General features: G+C 71.6%; 15 protein-coding genes. 11 read left to right on the forward strand and 4 right to left on the reverse strand.

The window, feature by feature from the left end; genetic code table 11:
* Positions 1–80: 80 nt before the first annotated feature.
* From RI554_05065 to nth, 4 genes are all read right to left on the reverse strand, one after another.
* Positions 81–1,625, reverse strand: a complete 1,545-nt coding sequence (locus RI554_05065) for a tripartite tricarboxylate transporter permease (protein MDR9391381.1) — start codon at positions 1,623–1,625, stop codon at positions 81–83.
* Position 1,626: 1 nt separating this feature from the next.
* The gene (locus tag RI554_05070) at positions 1,627–2,067 is read right to left on the reverse strand and encodes a tripartite tricarboxylate transporter TctB family protein (protein MDR9391382.1); all 441 of its coding nucleotides are present in this window, start codon (positions 2,065–2,067) and stop codon (positions 1,627–1,629) included.
* A gap of 84 nt (positions 2,068–2,151) precedes the next feature.
* Positions 2,152–3,108 carry a tripartite tricarboxylate transporter substrate-binding protein gene (locus tag RI554_05075; protein ID MDR9391383.1) on the reverse strand — a complete coding sequence of 319 codons (957 nt, stop codon included), beginning with the start codon at positions 3,106–3,108 and terminating at the stop codon, positions 2,152–2,154.
* A 159-nt stretch (positions 3,109–3,267) separates the two neighbouring features.
* The gene (gene nth / locus RI554_05080) at positions 3,268–3,915 is read right to left on the reverse strand and encodes an endonuclease III (GenBank protein MDR9391384.1); all 648 of its coding nucleotides are present in this window, start codon (positions 3,913–3,915) and stop codon (positions 3,268–3,270) included.
* Between the two features lie 94 nt (positions 3,916–4,009).
* Here nth and RI554_05085 point away from each other — a divergent pair, with 94 nt between their 5' ends.
* From RI554_05085 to RI554_05135, 11 genes are all read left to right on the forward strand, one after another.
* On the forward strand, positions 4,010–5,236 hold the full coding sequence (locus RI554_05085; protein MDR9391385.1) for a type II secretion system F family protein: 1,227 nt from the start codon (positions 4,010–4,012) through the stop codon (positions 5,234–5,236).
* 34 nt (positions 5,237–5,270) lie between these two features.
* Positions 5,271–6,443, forward strand: coding sequence for a DUF418 domain-containing protein (locus RI554_05090; protein ID MDR9391386.1), 1,173 nt, complete (start codon positions 5,271–5,273; stop codon positions 6,441–6,443).
* A gap of 104 nt (positions 6,444–6,547) precedes the next feature.
* Positions 6,548–7,873 (forward strand): HAMP domain-containing sensor histidine kinase, encoded by a 1,326-nt coding sequence (locus RI554_05095; protein MDR9391387.1) that lies wholly within the window; start codon positions 6,548–6,550, stop codon positions 7,871–7,873.
* Between the two features lie 58 nt (positions 7,874–7,931).
* Entirely contained in the window at positions 7,932–8,594 is a 663-nt protein-coding gene (locus RI554_05100; protein ID MDR9391388.1) for a response regulator transcription factor, read from the forward strand.
* Positions 8,584–9,954, forward strand: coding sequence for a hypothetical protein (locus tag RI554_05105; GenBank protein MDR9391389.1), 1,371 nt, complete (start codon positions 8,584–8,586; stop codon positions 9,952–9,954). Before RI554_05100 ends, RI554_05105 begins: the two co-directional genes overlap by 11 nt.
* Positions 9,951–11,033 carry a DUF1996 domain-containing protein gene (locus tag RI554_05110; protein MDR9391390.1) on the forward strand — a complete coding sequence of 361 codons (1,083 nt, stop codon included), beginning with the start codon at positions 9,951–9,953 and terminating at the stop codon, positions 11,031–11,033. Before RI554_05105 ends, RI554_05110 begins: the two co-directional genes overlap by 4 nt.
* A 177-nt stretch (positions 11,034–11,210) precedes the next feature.
* Positions 11,211–13,235 (forward strand): DUF1996 domain-containing protein, encoded by a 2,025-nt coding sequence (locus RI554_05115; GenBank protein ID MDR9391391.1) that lies wholly within the window; start codon positions 11,211–11,213, stop codon positions 13,233–13,235.
* Positions 13,236–13,979: 744 nt separating this feature from the next.
* Positions 13,980–15,992, forward strand: coding sequence for a S8 family peptidase (locus RI554_05120; GenBank protein MDR9391392.1), 2,013 nt, complete (start codon positions 13,980–13,982; stop codon positions 15,990–15,992).
* 225 nt (positions 15,993–16,217) lie between these two features.
* The gene (locus RI554_05125; GenBank protein ID MDR9391393.1) at positions 16,218–17,330 is read left to right on the forward strand and encodes an NAD(P)-dependent alcohol dehydrogenase; all 1,113 of its coding nucleotides are present in this window, start codon (positions 16,218–16,220) and stop codon (positions 17,328–17,330) included.
* A 103-nt stretch (positions 17,331–17,433) separates the two neighbouring features.
* A complete protein-coding gene (locus RI554_05130) occupies positions 17,434–17,886 on the forward strand; it encodes a nucleotide pyrophosphohydrolase (protein MDR9391394.1) in 453 nt (150 codons plus the stop codon).
* Between the two features lie 4 nt (positions 17,887–17,890).
* Positions 17,891–19,759, forward strand: a complete 1,869-nt coding sequence (locus RI554_05135; protein ID MDR9391395.1) for a DUF2075 domain-containing protein — start codon at positions 17,891–17,893, stop codon at positions 19,757–19,759.
* The last annotated feature ends 7 nt before the right edge of the window (positions 19,760–19,766 follow it).

Consider the following 19,766-nt stretch of genomic DNA (forward strand, 5'->3'; position numbering starts at 1 on the left):
ACCCGCGGCGTGCGCCGCGCCCGACCGCCGCCCCGGGGGGCGACGGAGGGACGCCGGCGACGGGGCGACGGGCGCCGCGGTCAGTCGTTCATCGGGGGGGCGTCCTCGTCGTCGCGGGACCGCGCGGGCGGGGCGACCGCCTCGAGCGCCGAACGGCGCGTCACGAGCGGCAGCACGACGGAGGCGGCGACCATGACCCACAGCGCGATGGCGATGCCCGACCCGACGAGGACCGACGGGTCGCCCTGCGCCTGCGCCAACGCCCGCCGGAGGTTCGTTTCCATCATCGGGCCCAGCACGAGCGCGAGGATGATGGGGGCGATGGGGACGTTGATCTTGCGCAGGAGGTAGCCGAGCACCCCGAGCACGGTCATCACCATCAGGTCGAAGACCGAGCTGTTGACGCTGAACACCGCGACGTAACCGATGACCGCGACGGAGGGCGCCAGCACCCAGCGGGGGATCAACAGCACGCGGATGAACAGCCCGACGAGCGGCAGGTTCAGGACGAGCAGCATGACGTTGCCGATGTACATCGAGGCGATCAGGCCCCAGAAGAGGTCGGGTTGCTGCTCGATGAACAGCGGGCCGGGGTTGAGGTTCAACGCCAGCAACGCCGCGAGCATGACCGCGGTCGTGCCGCTGCCGGGGACCCCCAACGTCAACAGCGGGATGAGGGCGCCGGACACCGCGGCGTTGTTCGCCGATTCCGGGGCCGCGACGCCGCGCACGTCGCCCTGCCCGAAGGTGCGGTCCTTGTCGACCCAGCGTTGTTCGTTGCTGTACGCCAGGAACGCCGCGATGGTGGCGCCCGCCCCGGGGAGCGTCCCGACGAGGAAGCCGCTGACGGCGCTGCGGATCATCACCCAGAACGACCCGCCGAGCTCGCGGACGTTGATCATGGCGCGCCCGACCTTCGTCTTGACCTCCCCCCCGACGCGACTCTGTTCGAGGAGTTGGAAGACCTCCGCGACGGCGAACAGGCCGATCGTGGCGGATACGAAATCGATGCCGTCGTAGAGGGGGAGTTGCCCGAACGTGAAGCGGGGCGCTCCGGTCCCGGGGTCGAGCCCGATCGAGGCGATCACCAGGCCGATCGCCGTGGCGATCAGGCCCTTGACGAAGTTCTTGCCGGTGAGGGCGCTGATGGTGGTGAAGGTGAAGACGATCAACGCGAAGTACTCCGCCGGCCCGAAGCGGATCGCGAACTGCGCGAGGGCGGGGGCCAGGAACACCAGCCCGAAGATCGCCAGCGTGCCGCCGAGGAACGAGGCGATGGCGGACATCGCCAGGGCCGGCCCGGCGCGCCCCCGCTTCGCCATCTCGTAGCCGTCGAGGGTCGTCGCGACGGAGGAGGCGGTCCCGGGGACGTTCAGCAGGATCGCGCTGATGGAGTTGCCGTACTGCGAGCCGTAGTAGATCCCCGCGAACAGGATCAGCATCGTGGTCGGGTTCAGGTCCAGCGCGAAGGTGATGGGGATGAGGATGGCGATGCCGTTGATCGGGCCGATCCCGGGCAGCATGCCGATGAGCGTCCCGAGCAGGACGCCGACGAACACGAACGCCAGATTCTGGAGGCTGAGCGCCGTCTCGAAGCCGGCGATCAGGGGCGCGAAGGCGTCCACGTCAGCGCCACCCGTCCAGCCACGCGCCGGTGGGGAGGTACAGGTCCAGGGCGGTGGAGAACAACAGGTACGCCGCGACCGCGAACACCACGCCGGCGAGCGCCGCGTTGCGCGGCGTCCCCCCGAACTGCACGGCGAAGAGCGTGAAGGCGAGCGCCGTCGCGACGACGAACCCGAGCGGGTTCAGCAACAGCGCGTAGGCGACGAAGCCGGCGAGGGTGAGGGCGAGGCGGAGCAGCGTGCCGCGGGGGGGCCAGGCGACGGCGGCGCGGGGCTGCACGAACATCGCGACGGCGGCGCCCATGAGGAAGAGGCCGAAGAACACGGGGACCCAGCGGGGCCCGAGCGGGTCGCTGAACGGCGTGGGTTGGATCTGCGTGGCGAGGGCGACGTAGATCGCGCCGAGCGCCAGCAGCACGAGCGAAGCGATGCGGTGACTCATGCGCGGGGGCGCCTCCGGGGAACGCGCGGACGGGGGTGCGCGAGGCACCCCCGTCCGCGAGGTTCGTCGTCGGGGTGTGGGGGGTTACTGGCTGATGCGCGCGGAGAGTTCCGCGATGTCGTCGACCTGGTCCAGCACGAACTGCTCCATGTCGTCGCCGAACCGCGCGAACGGCGCGAGGCCGTTCTGCTCGCGGATCTCCGCGAACTGGTCCGACGCCTCGAGCTGGCGCAGGGCGTCCGCCCAGTACTGGAACCGCTCGTCGGACACGCCGGCGGGGACGTAGAAGCCGCGCCAGTTGGCGCCGACGGCGTCGATGCCCTGCTCGATGGCGGTGGGGACGTCCGGCAGCGCCGAGAGGCGCTCGTCGCTGAGGACGGCGACGACCTTCAGGTTGCCGGCCTCGATCTGCGGCAGCGCTTCGGAGATGTCGCCGGTGAAGACGTCGGCGCGCCCGCCGGTGACCTCGAGGATCGCCTGGCCGCCGCTGTTGAACGACACGTACTGGATCTGCTCGACGTTCTCGACGCCGGCCGACTGGGCCGCGAGGAGGACCTTGAGGTGGTCCCATCCGCCGACGGCGGAGCCGCCCACGATCGTCAGCGCGCCGGGGTCGCCGCTCCAGGCGTCCATCAGCTCGGTCAGCGAGTCGTAGTCGCTGTCGGGCGCGACGCCGATCACGCCGAAGTCGGCGCCGACCGCGCCGATCCAGCGGACGTCGTCCGCGGTCACGTCGGGGAACTGGCCCTGCGCGAGGCGCGTGGTGGTCGCGGTGGAGGCCGCCACGATCAGGTCTTGGTTGTCGCCCTGCTGCCCGACGACGTGGGTGAAGGCGACGCCGCCGCCGGCGCCGGCCATGTTCTGGGTGCGCACCTGGCCGTCGATGAGGTCGAGGTCGGTCAGGACGGGCGCGATGGTGCGGCAGGTGAAGTCCCAGCCGCCGCCGGGGTCGGCGGGGGCGATGCACTGCACGTTCGAGGGTTGCGCGAAGGCGGCGGACAGCCCGAACGCGGCGAGCAGCGTGACGAGAATGCGCTTCATGGTGAACCTCCAGGTCGCCTCGGGAGAGGACGTCTCCGCGAGACCCAAGGGCGGTAGGGACGTTCGTCCCTTGACGTAACGGATTGTGACTACGCGGGGAGCATACGGGGGCCGGGCCCCGCCGTCAATGGGGGGCGGCGTCGGCGCGTCCTGGACGCGTCACGCCCGGGCGCTGGGGCAGTCGGCGGCCAGGCTGCAGGCGTCGCAGGCGGGGGTGCGGGCGTGGCAGACGCGGCGCCCGTGCAGGATCAGGGCGTGATGCAGGAAGATCCAGCGGTCCTCGGGGAACAGCCGCTCGAGGTCGACCTCGACCTTGTCGGGGTCCTCGTGACGACTGAAGCGCAGGCGTCGCGCCAACCGCCCGACGTGCGTATCGACCGCGATGCCGGGCCGCCCGAACGCGTTCGACGCGACGACGTTCGCGGTCTTGCGCCCCACGCCCGGCAACGCCAACAACGCCTCGAACGCCTCGGGGACCGCCCCGCCGTGGTGCGCGACGAGCGCCCGGGCGGTCTTCACGACGTTCTTCGCCTTCGTGCGGTAGAGCCCGATGGTTTTGACGTACGGCTCGACCGCCTCCGGGGTGGCGGCGGCGAGGGCGTGCGCATCGGGGTAGGCGGCGAACAGGGCGGGGGTGGCGGCGTTCACGGAGACGTCGGTCGCCTGCGCGGAGAGGATCGTACTGATCAGGAGTTCGAACGGCGTCGTGAACGCCAGTTCCGTCGCCGCGTCGGGGTAGAGGCGCACCAGTTCGGCGAGGACCCGTTCGGCGCGGGCGCGCTTGTCGCGAACACGTTCGCGCGGCATGCGGGACGCTACCACTCCGCGTGTGCGGAGCCCGCCCCCGCGCCCCGCGGGCGGGGCTAGGATGACGGGGGACGCCCCGCCCGGGAGGAACCGCATGCCGACGTTCGAGTACAAGGCCCGCGACCGCAGCGGAAAGGTCGTGGCGGCGACGATGGAGGCGGCGACGCAGCGCGACGTCGCGGCGAAGTTGCGCGAGAAGGGCCTGTTCGTCGCGGAGATCAAGGCGCCCGGGACGGGCCTGAACACCGAGATCAAGCTGCCGAAATGGTTGGACGTCGGCAACCGGCCCGGCATCCGCGACGTCACGATCTTCTCGCGGCAGTTCGCGACCGTGATCGCCGCCGGCCTCCCGGTCGTGCAGTCGCTGACGATCCTGCAGCGGCAGGCGGACAAGGAGGGCTTCGCGGACGCGCTGAAGAAGGTCCGCGAGGACGTCGAGACCGGCCTCCCGCTGTCCGACGCGATGCGCAAGTTCCCCGGGATCTTCGACCGGTTGTACGTCTACCTCGTCAAGGCGGGGGAGGTGTCGGGCAACCTCGACGGCATCCTCGAGCGCGTCGCGGGGTACCTGGAGAAGCAGGCGGAGTTGCGCGGCAAGATCCGGAGTGCGCTCACGTACCCCGCGGTCGTGCTCGTCATCGCGGTCGGCGTGACGTTCTTCCTCCTGACCGGCATCGTGCCGCAGTTCGCGCAGATCCTCACGTCGTTGGGCGGCGAGATGCCGCTCATCACGCAGGTGTTGATCGCGATCAGCGAGTTCCTGCAGAACGCCTGGTGGCTGCTCGTCCTCGCCGTCGTCGCGGTCGTGGTGGGGATCCGCCTGTGGCGCCGCACCGACGGGGGGCGGCACGCCACCGACCGGGTCCTGTTGCGCCTCCCGGTGTTCGGGACGTTGATCCAGAAGACCGCGATCGCGAACTTCTCGAACACGTTCGGGTTGCTGCTGCAGAGCGGCGTGAACATCGTCGAGGCGCTCGACATCACGAAGGGCACCGCCGGCAATGCGGTCATCGAGGACATCCTCGAGGAGGCCAAGGGGGCGGTGCAGCGCGGGGAGCAGATCAGCGCCACGCTGTCGCGGCACCCGCGCGTGTTCCCGCCGCTGGTGTCGTCGATGACCGCGATCGGGGAGGAGACCGGCGCGGTGGACGCGATGATGCGGAAGATCGCGTCGTTCTACGAGCGCGAGGTCGACGAGGCGGTCGCCAGCCTCACGGCGGCCCTCGAACCGCTGTTGATCGTGTTCCTGGGCGTGGTCGTCGGCTTCATCGTCGCCGGCATGTTCATCCCGATGTTCTCCATCATGGGGCAGTTGAGTTGACCCGCCGCCCCGGCGCACGGCGTACGCTGACGCCGTGACCTCCCCGTCCCGCGACCTCGCCCCCGACGTCCTGCGCGGCTTCGCGCTGCTGGGCATCATCGTCGTCAACGTCGCGTTCTTCGCGACCGACGTCGCGAACGGCGTGACCGCCGACGCGCTCCGCACGTCCGCCGACGCCGCCGCCGCGTTCCTCGTGCACGCGTTCGCGCAGGGGAAGTTCTACCTGGTGTTCGCGTTCCTGTTCGGGTACGCCACGCGCTACGCCCTGCGGCGCGGCGCGGACGCCGTCCCGCGGTGGCGTGGCCGGTCGCTGGCGTTGATGGTCTTCGGGGCGGCGCACGCGGTGCTGGCGTTCATCGGGGACATCCTGTTCGTCTACGGCGTCCTCGGGCTCCTCCTCACGCCGCTGTTGTTCCGGCCGCCCGAGGTCCTCCGCCGCCGGACGCGGGCGTCGTTCGCCGTCGCCACCGTCCTGCTGGTCGGCCTCGTCGCGCTGCTGCGCCTTGGGGAGGTGCAGGGGGCGGACGTCGCCACGAGCGTCGCGACGCCGTACGGCGCGGCGGTGCAGGCGCGCGACTACCTCGCGTCGATCCCACCGCGCGCGACGCTGTGGCTCCAGACGCTGCCGTTCGTGCTTTTGCTGCAGGGCCCGCTGGCGTTCGCGGCGTTCCTCGTCGGCCTCCGCGCCGCCCGCACGCACCTGCTGGCGGGGCGCGGCGAGGCGGTCGCGGTCCGCCGGTGGCTCGTGTGGGGGTTCGGCGTGGGGCTGCCGCTGCAGCTGGCGTCGGCGGGGGTCTGGCTGGCGAACGAGACGTCGGCGGGGCGGCTCGAGTCGGTCGCGTTGGGCAGCACCTTCGCGGGCTTCCTGACGGCGCCGCTCTTGTCGGCGGGGTACGTCGCGGCGGTCGTCGCGCTGCTCCGCACGCGCCCCGCGTGGGTCGCCTGGTGGGCGCCCGCGGGACGCATGGCGCTCACGACGTACCTCAGCCAGTCGGTCGTCCTGAGCCTGCTGTTCTCCGGGTGGGGGGCCGGCCTCTACGGCCGGACCCCCTACGCCGCGGCGGTGGCGATCTCGGTCGGGGTCGCCGTCGGCCTGTCGCTCGCCGCGGCCGCGCTCGGCCGCGTCACGGCGAAGGGCCCGATGGAGCGGGCGCTCGGGATCCTGGCGCGCCGGTTGGCGTTCGGGCGTCCGGCGCCCACCCCCTGAGCGCGGCGCGCGACCGGCCGCTCGGTGGGCGCCGGAACGGGGGGCGTCCAGATGGCCGTCCGCCGCGCGGACCTGCGGTATGAGTGGAGGTCGTGGTTGGGGACGTGCCGTGGAACGCGCTCGGGTCGGTCCTCCGTCGAGGCCCCGAGGAACGCGAGGCGCGACGGACGCTGTACCCCCTGCAGTGGCACGTGTTCGGCCTGCTGCTGATCTACACGCTGGTGGTGGGCCCCGTCGCACGGTTCGAGGCCTCCTGGTGGTTGGCGGGCCGGCTCGGGGCGCTGCACCCGCTCCTCCCGACCGCCTTCGTCACCTTCTTCGTCCTCGTCGCCGCGACCTACCTGGCGCGCCTCCGCAGCGAGCGCGACACGTCGTGGGAGCACGCCCTGCGGCACGCGGCGGTCGCGACCATCGTCCTCGTGCCCGCCCTCGTCGCCGCGCTCAACCAGCGGGGCGACGGGGCGATGCTGGCGTTCGCCGTCACGACGTTCGCCCTCCCGGTGCTCGTGTACGTCCGGCCCGTCGTCGTCGGCACGTGGCTCGTGCTCGCGACGACGCTCGTCGTCGGGGCGGCGTTCGCCTGGCAGGGCGACCCCGACGTCCGCGCCACCGTCCTCACGAACGCCGTGGGCGCCGCCGGCTTCGCGGGCCTCCTGTACGCCCTCGTCGACCGGTTCCGGCTCCGCGCCCTGGAGCGCGACATCGAGATGCGCGCCCTCGGGCGGCTGCGGGACACGCTCTTCCACGCCATCGATCACGACCTGAAGACCCCGCTGCTGGCCGTCCGGCACGTGAGTCGGACGCTTCGCGACGGCGACGGCCTCGAGCCCGAGGACGCATCCCGGCTCGCGCAGCGGCTCGAGCGCTCCACGAACGACGTGGCGCACGTCCTGAGCAACCTCACGGCGATCGGGGCGCCCCCGACGCCGGACGCGACGTCGGACGGCGCCCTGTGCGACGTCGAGGCGGCGGTGACCGAGGCGATCGCCTTCGTCGCCGCCGACGCGGCGGAGAAGGGCGTCCCCCTCGACGTGTCGGTGGGGGAGGTGGACGCCCTCGCGGCCTGCCGGCACGACACGTTGGTCGCGATCCTCCGCAACGTGGTGGGGAACGCCGTCAAGTTCACGCCCGGCGGGCGGCGCGTCGCCGTCACCGCGACGCTCGGGCCGGAGGTCGTCCACGTCCTCGTGGAGGACGAGGGCGTCGGGATGCCCCCCGGCGTGCTGCGTCGGGTCCGGGCGGGGGAGGTCGTGCGCGGGGCGCACGGCACGGCGGGCGAGGGGGGGAGCGGCGTCGGGCTGCTCGTCGCGCGCGCGCTGGCGGCGACGATCCCCGCCCCCCTGACGCTCGCGAACCGCGAGGGGGGCGGCGTGCGCGCGACGCTCGACGTCCCCCGCTACCGCCCTCCGCGCCGACCGCCCGGAGCGTAGGCGTCCTCCGACGCGACGCCGCCCCGCGCGTGCGTCATGCTCGCGGCGTGGAGTCCACGTGATTCACGTCGCCATCGTCGACGACCACGCCGTCGTCCGCGCGGGCCTGGAGGCCGTCCTCGCGCGCGCGGACGACGTCCGCGTGGCGGGCGTCTACGCCGACGGCGCGGCGTTCCTCGACGGTCTCGCGCAGCTCGAACGGCTGGACGTCGTGCTGCTGGACGTGTCCATGCCCGGACGCGACGGGTTCGACGTCCTCCGCCGCCTCCGGGAGCGGCGCGTCCCGCCCGCCGTCGTGCTGCTGACGATGCACGCGGCGAGGACGCACGCGCGGCACGCCCACGACCTCGGCGCGCAGGGGTACCTCACGAAGGACGCCTCCGACGTCCGCATCGTCCACGCGGTCCGGACGGTCGCCTGGGGCGGGACGGCGTTCGAGGACGCGGACCTGGACGAGGGGGCGGGGGGTGGTGCGAGCGCCGGCGATCCGGCCGGAGGGCGCGCCCCGGCGCCGGAGGGCTTCGCGGCGTTGTCCGAGCAGGAGATGCGCGTCATGCGCCTCACCTACCTCGGTCTCGGCACGACCGAGGTGGCGCGCGACCTGGGGTTGTCCCCGAAGACGGTGTCGACCTACAAGACCCGCATCATGGCGAAGCTGGGCGTCGCGAACCTCATCGAACTCATCCGTTACGCCGAGGCGGTGGGGTTCCGTGTCGACTGACGCCCCGCTCCGCAGCGCCCGGTCGTGGGGCGCGGCGCTCGCCCTGATGGTGGGGCTGGCGGCCTGCGCGCCCGGCGACGCGGCGGCGCCGTCCACGCCCCCCGCGCCCCCGTCCTCCCCGCCGACGACCGACCGCGAGACCGGCCAACCGTGGCGCTGGACGGGGTACGAGACGTTCCCGTCCCTCTACTTCGCCGCGGAGCCCGAGGGGCCGTACACGGACGAACAACTCGCCAAGATCCGGCGGTTCGAGCTCGCCATCGTCGAGTTCCGCGCGGGGCAGTTCCTCGAGGAGTTCACGACCGGCCTGTGGGCCGGGGGGGACCTCGGGGGGTTCATGGACGCGGAGGCGCGCCGCATCCAGGCGGACGGCGGCCCCCCGACCCTCGTGTACCGCAGCGGCATGTGGGCGGGCAGCATGTTCGCCCCGCAGCGCGACCTCCTGGAGCGCCAGGCGTTGTTCCTGCCCGACGCGCGCGGCTGTCCGGGGTTCATCGACTACCCCCTCGACGTCGGCGAGACCGGCGCCACGACCGGCCTCGCGTACTGCCGGTGGGACGTCCGCCGCGCCGACGCGCGGCGCGCCTTCCTGGACGTCGTCGAGCGGGCCGCCCGCGGGCCCGCGCAGGGGGTGTTCTTCGACAACGGACACTCCGTCCCCTGCGACGAAGGCCAGCAGCTCAGTCGCCTGACGCCCGACGAACGCCGCGCGTTCCTCGACGCGCAGACCGACCTGTACGCCGACGCGTTCGCGCGGCTCGAGGCGCGCGGGCGCTACCCCGTCCTCTCGACCCCCATGGGGTTCGCGGCGGACGCGGGGCAGGTCCCCTGGGAGAACGCCTGCCCGCGCGGGCTGGACGACGTCGTCGCGGGGCTCGGGGACGTGCCGTTCGCGCGGAACGACGAGTTCTGGATGTGGAACCTCGGCGAGCAGGCCGCGCGACAGATCCGCACCACCCTCGAGGCGACCCGGCGGGGGATCCCCACGATCGTGCACATGCCCTACTTCCCCGAGGACGACGGGTGCGCAGGGGGCTGCTACGGGCGGGACGGCACCCGCATCCGCTTCGACGAGGCGGCGTTCCTGGAGTTCGGGATGGCCGCCTTCCTCGTTGCGACCGGCCCGGGCAGCTACTTCGGCTTCTCCGACATGCAGACCGACCCCGAGGGTGGCGGCTGGTTCGACGTCAGCTGGCCGTACTACGACGCGTACGACCGGGTCGTCACCGGTCGTCCCCTCGGGGAGGCGGTCGTCTCGAACGACGGCATGACGTTCACCCGCCGCTTCGAGCGCGGCACCGTCCGCGTGAACGTCGCGGACGGCACGTACGCTCTGGATCTGGAGGTCCCCGACCCGTGAATCACGCCCCCCGCCCCCTCCGCACCCCCCCGCGTCCGCCGGGCGAACCCCGCCCCGCGGCCCGCCGTGCCCCCCTCCTGGCCGCCCTCGCGCTCGTCGGGGGGCTGGTCGCCTGCAGCCCGAGCGCCGGCGCGTCCCAGCCCGCCCCGCCGGTCGCGGAACGCCCCGACGGGATCGTGCCCGCCGACGAGCCCGCCGGGCTGCGCGAGGACGGCACCGGCGCCTTCCGGACGCACTGCCTCGAGACGCACGTCGCCTTCGACGACCCCCTCGTGCACCCCGGCGAGCCCGGCGCGGCGCACGAGCACGTGTTCCTCGGTAACCCCGACGTCGACGCCTACACGACGCAGGCGTCGCTGTTCGAGACGACCGAGACCCGCTGCGACGGCGGCACCCTCAACCGCTCCGCCTACTGGATGCCGACCCTGTACGACGCCGACGGCGACCGCATCCGCTTCGTCGATCCGTTGATCTACTACAAGACCGGCTACCACCTGGACCCCACCTCGATCGTCGCGCCCCCCGCCGGCCTGCAGATGATCGCCGGGAACGCCATGGCGACCGCGCCGCAGGACGTCGCCGTCACGAAGTTCCGGTGCAACGCCTGGACGCCCGACGCCCCGCAGTTCAGCGACGGGGACCCCCTCGACCACGTCCCCACCCTCCCCGACTGCGAGGTGGGCGACATCCTCGAGATCCGCCTGGTGTTCCCGCAGTGCTGGGACGGCGAGCACCTCACGAGCGACGACCTGCAGTCCCACATGGCGTACCCGAGCGAAGCGACCGCGCCCGTCCCCGGGACGGGGTCGTGCCCCGCCAGCCACCCGATCGCCATCCCCGAGATCTCCTACAACCTCGGCATCTACGTCACCGACGAGACCGGCCCGTCCAGCGAGTGGCGGTTCGTGACCGACCCCGCCGGCGCCCCCGGGGGCACGACGCTGCACGGGGACTGGATGAACGGGTGGGACGAGGACGTCATGGAGACGATCGTGGGGCGCTGCCTGCACGAGGCCCGCGAGTGCATGGTGGGACTCCTGGGGGACGGCACGATGCTGCGCCCCGTTCCGCTGGACTGAGCGGCGCCGCAGACGGCCGCGTCGCAGCTCCGTCCGGCGCGGTCCGGGGGACGTGTCGGACGATGCCGACGTGACCCGCCTGCGGGGGCGCGCGTAGCCTCTCTCCGTCCGTTCCCGCCCCCACGCCCCCGCCGCCGGACCGGCCCGAACCCCGGCGGACGCACGAGGAGCGAAACGATGCACAAACCCGCATGGATCATCCTCATCCTCGGGGCGGCCCTCGGCGCCCTCGCGCTCGGAGGCTGCGCCGCGACCGGCGCGTCGACCGCCCCCGGTCCGACGCCTCCCCCCACGTCGCCCTCCGTCCCCGACGGGAGCCCCACGATCCACGTCGACGGGACGCGCGACGTCGACGACGCCGTCCTCGACGCCGTTCAGGACACCCTCGCGCTCGCCGAGGCCGAATGGGGCCTCGGGTGGAACGTCGATTACTACGTGATCGGGGCCGACGCCGCCGCCGCGCAGGCGTTCCTCGAGGGCACGTACTGCCCGCGGGGCGTGGAGCAGGGACGCTACGCCGACGTCGCCGCCTGCCTCGAACGCAACCCCAAGGAGAAGGTCGACGTGGGAACGGGCGCCCCCCGCTACGTCGGCCTGATGGAGTACCACCAGTACAGCCTCGATCCCGGCAGCAGCGCCGCGCGGACGGGGGAGGCCCCGATGCACGTGTTCTTCCACTCGCTCCCGCCCGGCCTTGCGGGCGTGGACCCGGACGTCCCCGCCGACGACGACCTGGCGGTCGTCCTGCACGAGTTCTGGAGCACGGTGCAGGTCGAACACACGGGCGAGACGACCGAGGCGGCCGCCCAACCGAAGATGGGGCCGGTGTGGTTCGTGGAGGGGGCGCAGGAGTACATGGGGCAGCGCCTCCGGTCCGACCTGCGCGCCGCGGGGACGCTCCCCGACGACGTTGGGAACGCCGACCTGACGTACGGGTTCCGCGACGCGATGGAACGCGTCGCCACCCGCATCGACGGGAACGCCGCCTGTCACGACCGGCGCCTGACGGAGTTCGTGGCGTACGGCGGCGAATGCGGGTTCTACGGCATCGACCTGGGGACGTGGGCCATGGCGTACATGCATTCCCTTCCGGGCGTGGCCGACGACGCGATGACGGAGACGCTGCAACCGGCCGTCGCGAGCGACGGGTGGAAGGCGGCCTTCGAGACCACCGTCGGCATGACGCTCGCGGCGTTCGAGACGCGGTTCCACGCGTTCCTGGACCAGCCGCTGGAGGCGCAACTCGCGATCCTCCCCGCGGCGTCCGACCCGCCCGCGGGCGGGCGTCCGGAGGGGGTCGTCCCGGCCGACGACGTCGCGGAGCGACGCGAGGACGGCACCGGCGCCTTCCGGACGCACTGCCTCGAGACGCACGTCGCCTTCGACGACCCCCTCGTGCACCCCGGCGAGCCCGGCGCGGCGCACGAGCACGTGTTCCTCGGGAACCCCGACGTCGACGCCTTCACGACCGCCGACACCCTGCTGGACGCCGCCGAGACGCGGTGCGACGGCGGCACCGCCAACCGCTCCGGCTACTGGGTGCCCGCCCTCTACGACGCCGACGGCGACCGCATGCCGTACGTCGAACCGTTGATCTACTACAAGACCGGCTACCACCTGGACCCCGCGACGCTGGTCCCGCCCCCCGCCGGCCTGCGGATGATCGCCGGGAACGCCATGGCGACGGCGCCGCAGGACACGGCCGTCACGAAGTTCCGCTGTTCAAACTGGTCGACGGACGCGCCGCAGTTCGACCCGGGTGACCCCCTCGATCACGTCCCCACCCTCCCCGACTGCGAGGTGGGCGACATCCTCGAGATCCGCCTGGTGTTCCCGCAGTGCTGGGACGGCGAGCACCTCACGAGCGACGACCTGCAGTCCCACATGGCGTACCCGAGCGAAGCGACCGCGCCCGTGCCCGGGACGGGGTCGTGCCCCGCCAGCCACCCCGTCGCGATCCCCGAGATCTCGTACAACTTCGAGATGTTCGTTACCGACGAGACCGGCCCGTCCAGCGAGTGGCGGTTCGTGACCGATCCCCCCGGCGCTGCCGGCGGCACCACCTTCCACGGCGACTGGATGAACGGCTGGAACGAGACGGTCATGACGACCCTCGTCGAGCGCTGCCTGAACGACGCGCGCGATTGCGATACCGGGCTGCTCGGCGACGGGACGCGCCTCGAGCCGGTCCCCTTCGACTGACGGGTCGTTCCCGCGGCGGACGGACGCCGATGCCCTCCCCGCCGTCTGGCGACGGGGCCGTGGAGCGTCGGCCCACGGGCGTCGTGCGCAACCGGGTCGACGAGCCCCGACGGTCGTCGTGAGGTGCGTTCCGGGGGCTGTACGTTCGGCGCCGGGACGCACGGTCCGTCGGCCGTGGAGACCGACGCGTCGTCGTGCCTCGGTCGCCCCACGACCATGATGGCGTCCGGAGCTGTCCGGGTCGCGTCGCGGGTCCGTCGTCGGTACGGCCATCGTTTCCGTAACCAAGGCCGACCGGTCTCCGCCGATGTCCATCGATGCGTGGGGCCGCCCGACCGTGGCGCGGGCCCCCGCCCGATGGGTGAGCCGGGTCGGGACGTCTCGGCCGGAAGGGCTCAGCGCTCGGCATCGCGCCGCGCCGCGGCGTGCGCATCGCTTCGGCCGAGTGCGATAAAATGTACTATCTAAGTGTGCAACCTAGCCGCTCGTATGGCGGTACACCTCGCAGCTTTTCATGGAAGGTCGTGACCCATGGTCGGACGAACGATCGTTTTCATCCTCCTTGCCCTCCTCGGCACGTCCGTCGTCTCCGGGTGCGGCTCCGGTGGCGGCGACGCATCGCAGCCGGTTCCCGCTCCGGCTCCCGGACCGTCCACGGGCACGATCGCAGGGGACGTCGAGCTGCGCGCGTCGGTCCGTTCGACGGCGGGCAGCGCGGGCCAAGGGTTGACGTCCGCAGGTCCGATGGAGGGGCTGGGCGACCCGGGCGACGCGGAGTTCGTGCCTGGCGACGTCATCGTCGGGTACGAGGAGGGCGCGTCCGTACAGTCGCTCGCGACGCTGGACGTGGAGGGCGCCGACCTGGAGATGGTCCGGGCCTTGTCGCCGATCGCTGCCGGCGTGCTCCGCGACCCCTCGTTGTCGGAGGACGAGACGTTGGCGGTCGTTGCCGAGCTCGCCGCCCGGCCGGGGGTGCGCTACGCCCACCCGAACTACCTTTACACCGCGGCCGCGACGCCGAACGACCCGATTTACCTGGATGGGCGTCAGTGGCATTACGATGCGATCGGTCTCCCCGAAGCCTGGGACGTGACACAGGGATCGGATGGTATCAACGTCGGCATCGTCGATTCGGGGATCGTGTACCTCGAGGGCGAGCCCAGCGTCTCCCACCCGGACCTCGCGGGGAAGGTCCACCCCGGGTACGACTTCGTCAGCGACGTCCGTTCGTCGGGTGATGGGAACGGACGCGATCCGTTGCCGTACGACTGGAGTCCGGACTCGTCGCACGGGACGCACGTCGCCGGTACGGTCGCGGCCGCGACCGACAACGGCCGTGGCGTGGCCGGCGTGGACTGGAACGCCAGGATCGTGCCGGTGAGGGTAATGGGTGCGAACGGTTTCGGAAACATCGTCGACATCGTCGACGGCACCCTTTGGGCGGCTGGACTCTCGGTGTCGGGCGTCCCGGACAACGAGAATCCGGCCCACGTCCTCAACCTCAGTTTGGGTGGGGGGCCGGCATGTCCAGGCCTATCTCAGGATGCGTTCGACGCGATTCGGTCTGCGTCCCCGAATCAGGCGGTCGTGGTCGTGGCCGCAGGAAACGAAGCGCAGGACGCGCGAAACGTGAGTCCGGCAAGTTGCCGCAACGTCATCACGGTCGGTGCGACGGGCTACGACGACACGAGGGCGCCCTACTCGAACTACGGTGCGAGGATCGACGTCATGGCGCCAGGGGGCGACGTCTCCCGTGACCTCGACCGCAACGGGTTCCCCGATGGAGTCATGAGCACCGACTTCGGGCCGGGGCGGACGGCGGAAGGGTACGAGTACTCTCAGGGAACGTCCATGGCGGCGCCTCACGTGGCGGGCGTGGTGTCGCTGATGAAGGGGTTGGACCCGGAGTTGTCGTTCGACGAAGCGTTGTTCGCGCTGACGGGTACGGCCGAACCGCTCGCGCCTGGTGCGTGCGCGCCGTACGCCGACGCAGCGTGCGGGGCGGGGCTCGTGAACGCCCCCAGCGCACTGCGAGCCGTGCGCGACGGCGCGATCCCCACGCCCGAGGTCGGAACGTTGTCGTTCGAGCCGGCCACGATCGACCTCGGGGCGTTCGACGGTGTGCGTGCCGTCACACTGCGGAATGGCGGCTCGACCGCCCTGACCTGGGAAGCTAGACGGTTCTTCGCGTCGCCCGACAACCCTGCGGACCTCCTGGACTTCACGATCGAGATGGACCGATTGCAGGGCCAAGTGCCTGCCGGCGGGACGCAACGCGTGCAGCTCAGCGTCAATCGGAATCTCGTCACCGTTCCCGGCTACTACGAGTTCGCTGTGGAGTTCGTTGCCAACGGGGAGGCGGTCTTCCTGCCCGGAAGTTTCCTGACGTCCGACGCGAGTGCACCGACGCTCACGGGTCCGATGGTCGTGGCCGCGTTCCTCGATACGGGAGGCGATGAGCCCGAGGTCAGCGGATCGCAAGAGGATCCCGGGGTGCTGACGCGATACCGATTCGACGTCAAACCTGGAGACAACACCGTCATCGCATGGTCGGACGAGAACGGCAACGTCGAAATCGACGAGGGCGACTTCCTTGGAACGTATCCCGAGATCGTTCCCGTCGGCGAAGGGGAGGTCCGGACGTCGATCGACCTGACGTTGGACCCGGTCGTTCCCACCGGCGTCGTGGGAGCGGCGCAGGGGTCTCCGACGGATGCGCTGAAGCATGTGCTCGAGGAGATGCGGTCGCGAGACTAGCGTCGGAATCGAAGCTCGCTCATCCGCCCCCGCCAGGCGTGGAACCTCCTTGGGGGAGACGGCCGAGACGCGTGCGGCGCCCGTTCGCGGGGTCCGCTGGGTGGATCGAGCTTCCGGGAGACGACCGGCCGCGCGGTCCCGCCGTCGGTCGTGGGGGTCATGACGCCCCTAGGCCGCCGTAGGTACCCTGTTTCCATCAATCGAATCGAGAAAGGGAGGTGCGCGATGTCCACGAACGTGCAAGCCGCCGTCGCCCGCAAGGTGGGGGGACCCCTGTCGATCGAGACGCTCCAGCTCGACGAGCTCCGTCCGGACGAGGCCCGCGTCCGCCTCGTCGCGTCGGGGGTGTGCCACACCGACGCGATCGTGCGCGACGGCGTGTACCCCACCCCCCAACCCGCGGTCCTCGGGCACGAGGGGGCGGGGGTCGTCGAGGCGGTCGGCGACGCCGTCCAGGCGGTCCGGCCCGGGGATCACGTCATCCTCTCCACCGCGCACTGCGGTCACTGCGACAGCTGCAAGGGGGGCGACCCGATGTACTGCGACGTCCTCGGCCCGATGAACTTCGGTGGGCGGCGCCTCGCCGACGGCAGCACCGCCCTCCATACCGAGGACGGGGAGGAGGTCTCCTCGCACTTCTTCGGTCAGTCGTCGTTCGCGACGTACGCCAACGTCTCCGAATCCTCCCTGGTGCCGGTCCCCGACGACGTGCCGCTCGAGTCGGTGGCGTTCTTCGGGTGCGGCATGCAGACCGGTGCGGGCGCGATCCTGAACGAACTGAAGCCGGAGGCGGGCTCGTCCGTCGCGGTGTCGGGCTCCGGTGCGGTCGGCCTCGCCGCGGTGATGGCGGCCCGCGTGGCGGGGGCGACGACCATCATCGCCACCGACCTGCACGACGAACGCCTCGAGCTCGCCCGCGAGCTCGGCGCGACGCACGCCATCAATCCGTCGAAGGTGGACGTCGTCGAGGAGATGAAGGCCATCACCGGCGGTCGCGGCGTCCAGTACGTCCTCGATACGACCGCCGTACCGGCGGTCCTGCAGCAGTTGGCGGACGCCCTGTCGGTCCGCGGCACGTTGGCGCTCGTCGGTGCGGCGGAGGCGGGCACCGAAGTGCCGTTCGAGATTGGGGGGTCGCTGTTGAAGGGGTGGACCTTCAAGACGATCATCGAGGGGAGCGCCGTCCCGCAGCGCTTCATTCCGCAGTTGGTCGACCTGTACCGGCAGGGCCGCTTCCCGGCGGACAAACTCGTGAAGACCTACGCGCTCGAGGACATCAACCAGGCGTTCGAGGACTCCGCGTCCGGCGCGACCGTCAAACCGGTCATCGTGTACTGAGCGAGACGCGGGACGGGGGGCGCCGGGGGGGCCGACGTCGGCCCGCCCGGCGTCGGTTCGGCGGGGAGGTCGACCCACCGCGTGCCCCGCGGTACGCTGACGTATGCCGAACCCGGCGCACCCGCCCGATCGACTCGTAGCCCTGACGCAGCGCATCGTGGCGTTCCGCGACGCGCGCGACTGGGCGCAGTTCCACGGCCTCAAGGACGAAGTGTTGTCGCTGGCGTCGGAGGTCGGCGAGGTCGCCGAGGCCGTGCGCTGGCTCGACGAGGCGACCCTCGCCGCCCGCCTCCAGGACGACGACGCCTTCCGCGAGGGGGTCGGCGACGAACTCGCCGACGTCCTCTACTGGACGCTGCTCGTTGCGCACGATGCGGGGATCGATCTGGCGGATGCGTTCGACGCGAAGATGACGAAGAACGAAGCGAAGTACCCGGTGCACCTGGCCAAGGGATCCCCGAAGAAGTACGACGCGCTGGCGGACGGTGCGGACGACGCGCGCGTCGACGTCGGCGCCGATCGCGGCGCCGATGGTGGCGACGACGGGACGGGGTGAGCGGATGCAGCTGTACGCCGGGTCGTCCCGGGACTTCATCGACGCCGCGTTTCGCGGCCGCATCGCCACCCAGCTCGCCGAGGCGTACGAGCGGGCGTTTCGTCACGCCCCACCCCGCAGTGAAGTGCAGAGTTGGCAGAACAGCCTTCGCAGCATGTCGTGGGTGCTGGAGAAGGCCGACCTGACCGACCACGGGGTGCTCCTCGAGCACCAGTTGCCGATGACGTCCAAGCGACTCGATTGCCTCGTGACGGGTCGCGACGCGGACGCGCGCGACCAGGCGGTGGTCGTCGAGCTGAAACAGTGGTCCGAGGCGGGCCCCAGCGAGGCGGAGGGATGCGTCACGACCTTCCTCGGGGGGCGGGTCCGCGACGTGCTGCACCCCTCGGTGCAGGTGGGGCAGTACGCGCAGTACCTCGAGGACTACCGCGAGGCGTTCACGCAGGGGGACGTGCGCTTGTCCGCCTGCGCGTACCTGCACAATCTGCCGTTCGATCCGGACGACGAACTGTTCGCCGACCGGCACCGGGGGGCGCGGGAGCGCTACCCGGTGTTCACCGCCGACGCGTCGGGCGACCTCGTCGACTATCTGGCGGGTCGCATGGCGGCGGGGCACGGAGAGGAGGTGCTCCAGCGGGTCGTCCGTAGCCCCTCGCGCCCCTCGAAGAAGCTCCTTTCGCACACGGCGGAGATGGTGCAGGGACAGACGTCGTTCGTGCTGCTCGACGAGCAGTTGGTCGTGTTCGAACGCGTCCTCGCGGAGGCCCGCAAGGCGACGCGGAGGGCGGGCAAGTCGGTCGTCCTCGTGCGCGGGGGGCCCGGCACCGGCAAATCGGTGGTGGCGCTGCATCTGGTCGGGCGCCTGGCGGGAGAGGGCTTCGACGCGCAACACGCGACCGGAAGTAAGTGGTTCACGGAGAACGTGCGGAGCCTCGTGGGGCGACGCGCCAGCCACCAGTTCCGCTACTTCCACACCTACGCGAAGGAGGCGGCGGACGCCGTGGACGTGCTGGTGTCCGACGAGGCGCACCGCATCCGCGCGACGTCCGCCAACCGCTTCACCAAGAAGGAGGACCGCACCGGCCGGCCGCAGGTCGAGGAGTTGGTCCACGCCGCGAAGGTGTCGGTGTTCTTCCTCGACGACCTGCAGGTCGTCCGTCCAAACGAGGTGGGCAGCACCGACCTCATTCGCGACGCCGCGTCCCGGGTCGGTGCGGACCTGATCGAGTTCGAGCTGGAGGCGCAGTTCCGGTGTGGGGGGAGCGACGGGTTCGTGCAGTGGGTGGACAACACGCTGCAGATCCGCCGGACCCCCAGCGTGCTGTGGGAGGGCGACGACGCGTTCGAGTTCGGGGTCCTGGACGACGTCGCGGAGCTCGAGGTGTGGGTCCGCGCGAAGAACGACGGGGGCGACACCGCCCGCATGGTGGCGGGGTTCTGCTGGCCGTGGTCGAACCCGAATGCGGACGGTACGTTGGTGGACGACGTCGTCGTCGGCGACTGGGCGCGTCCGTGGAACGCCAAACCGGACGCCGGTCGGCTCGCGAAGGGGATCCCCAAGGCGCACGTGTGGGCGACCGATCCCGGCGGTCTCGATCAGGTCGGGTGCATCTACACCGCGCAGGGCTTCGAGTTCGACTACGTGGGCGTGATCGTGGGGCGCGACCTGCGGTGGGATCCGGCGGAGGCGACGTGGGTGGCGGACCCCACGGAATCGTACGACCGGGTCGTCAAGCGCTCGGGGGAGGCGTTCCTCGACCTCGTCAAGCACACGTACCGCGTCCTGCTCACCCGCGGAATGAAGGGCTGCAAGGTCGTGTTCCTCGACGACGCGACGCGCGATTTCGTTCGCAGTCGACTCGACCTGGGGTGACGCGCGC

This window comes from Trueperaceae bacterium (assembly GCA_031581195.1).
Classification (GTDB): Bacteria; Deinococcota; Deinococci; order Deinococcales; family Trueperaceae; genus SLSQ01.

What these genes read in the sequence shown, in the direction of transcription:
- RI554_05070 (MDR9391382.1), bottom strand. Translation starts at nt 2,067, where the DNA reads ATGAGTCACCGCATCGCTTCGCTCGTGCTGCTGGCGCTCGGCGCGATC.
- RI554_05075 (MDR9391383.1), bottom strand. Translation starts at nt 3,108, where the DNA reads ATGAAGCGCATTCTCGTCACGCTGCTCGCCGCGTTCGGGCTGTCCGCC.
- nth (MDR9391384.1), bottom strand. Translation starts at nt 3,915, where the DNA reads ATGCCGCGCGAACGTGTTCGCGACAAGCGCGCCCGCGCCGAACGGGTC.
- RI554_05085 (MDR9391385.1), top strand. Translation starts at nt 4,010, where the DNA reads ATGCCGACGTTCGAGTACAAGGCCCGCGACCGCAGCGGAAAGGTCGTG.
- RI554_05115 (MDR9391391.1), top strand. Translation starts at nt 11,211, where the DNA reads ATGCACAAACCCGCATGGATCATCCTCATCCTCGGGGCGGCCCTCGGC.
- RI554_05120 (MDR9391392.1), top strand. Translation starts at nt 13,980, where the DNA reads ATGGAGGGGCTGGGCGACCCGGGCGACGCGGAGTTCGTGCCTGGCGAC.
- RI554_05125 (MDR9391393.1), top strand. Translation starts at nt 16,218, where the DNA reads ATGTCCACGAACGTGCAAGCCGCCGTCGCCCGCAAGGTGGGGGGACCC.
- RI554_05130 (MDR9391394.1), top strand. Translation starts at nt 17,434, where the DNA reads ATGCCGAACCCGGCGCACCCGCCCGATCGACTCGTAGCCCTGACGCAG.
- RI554_05135 (MDR9391395.1), top strand. Translation starts at nt 17,891, where the DNA reads ATGCAGCTGTACGCCGGGTCGTCCCGGGACTTCATCGACGCCGCGTTT.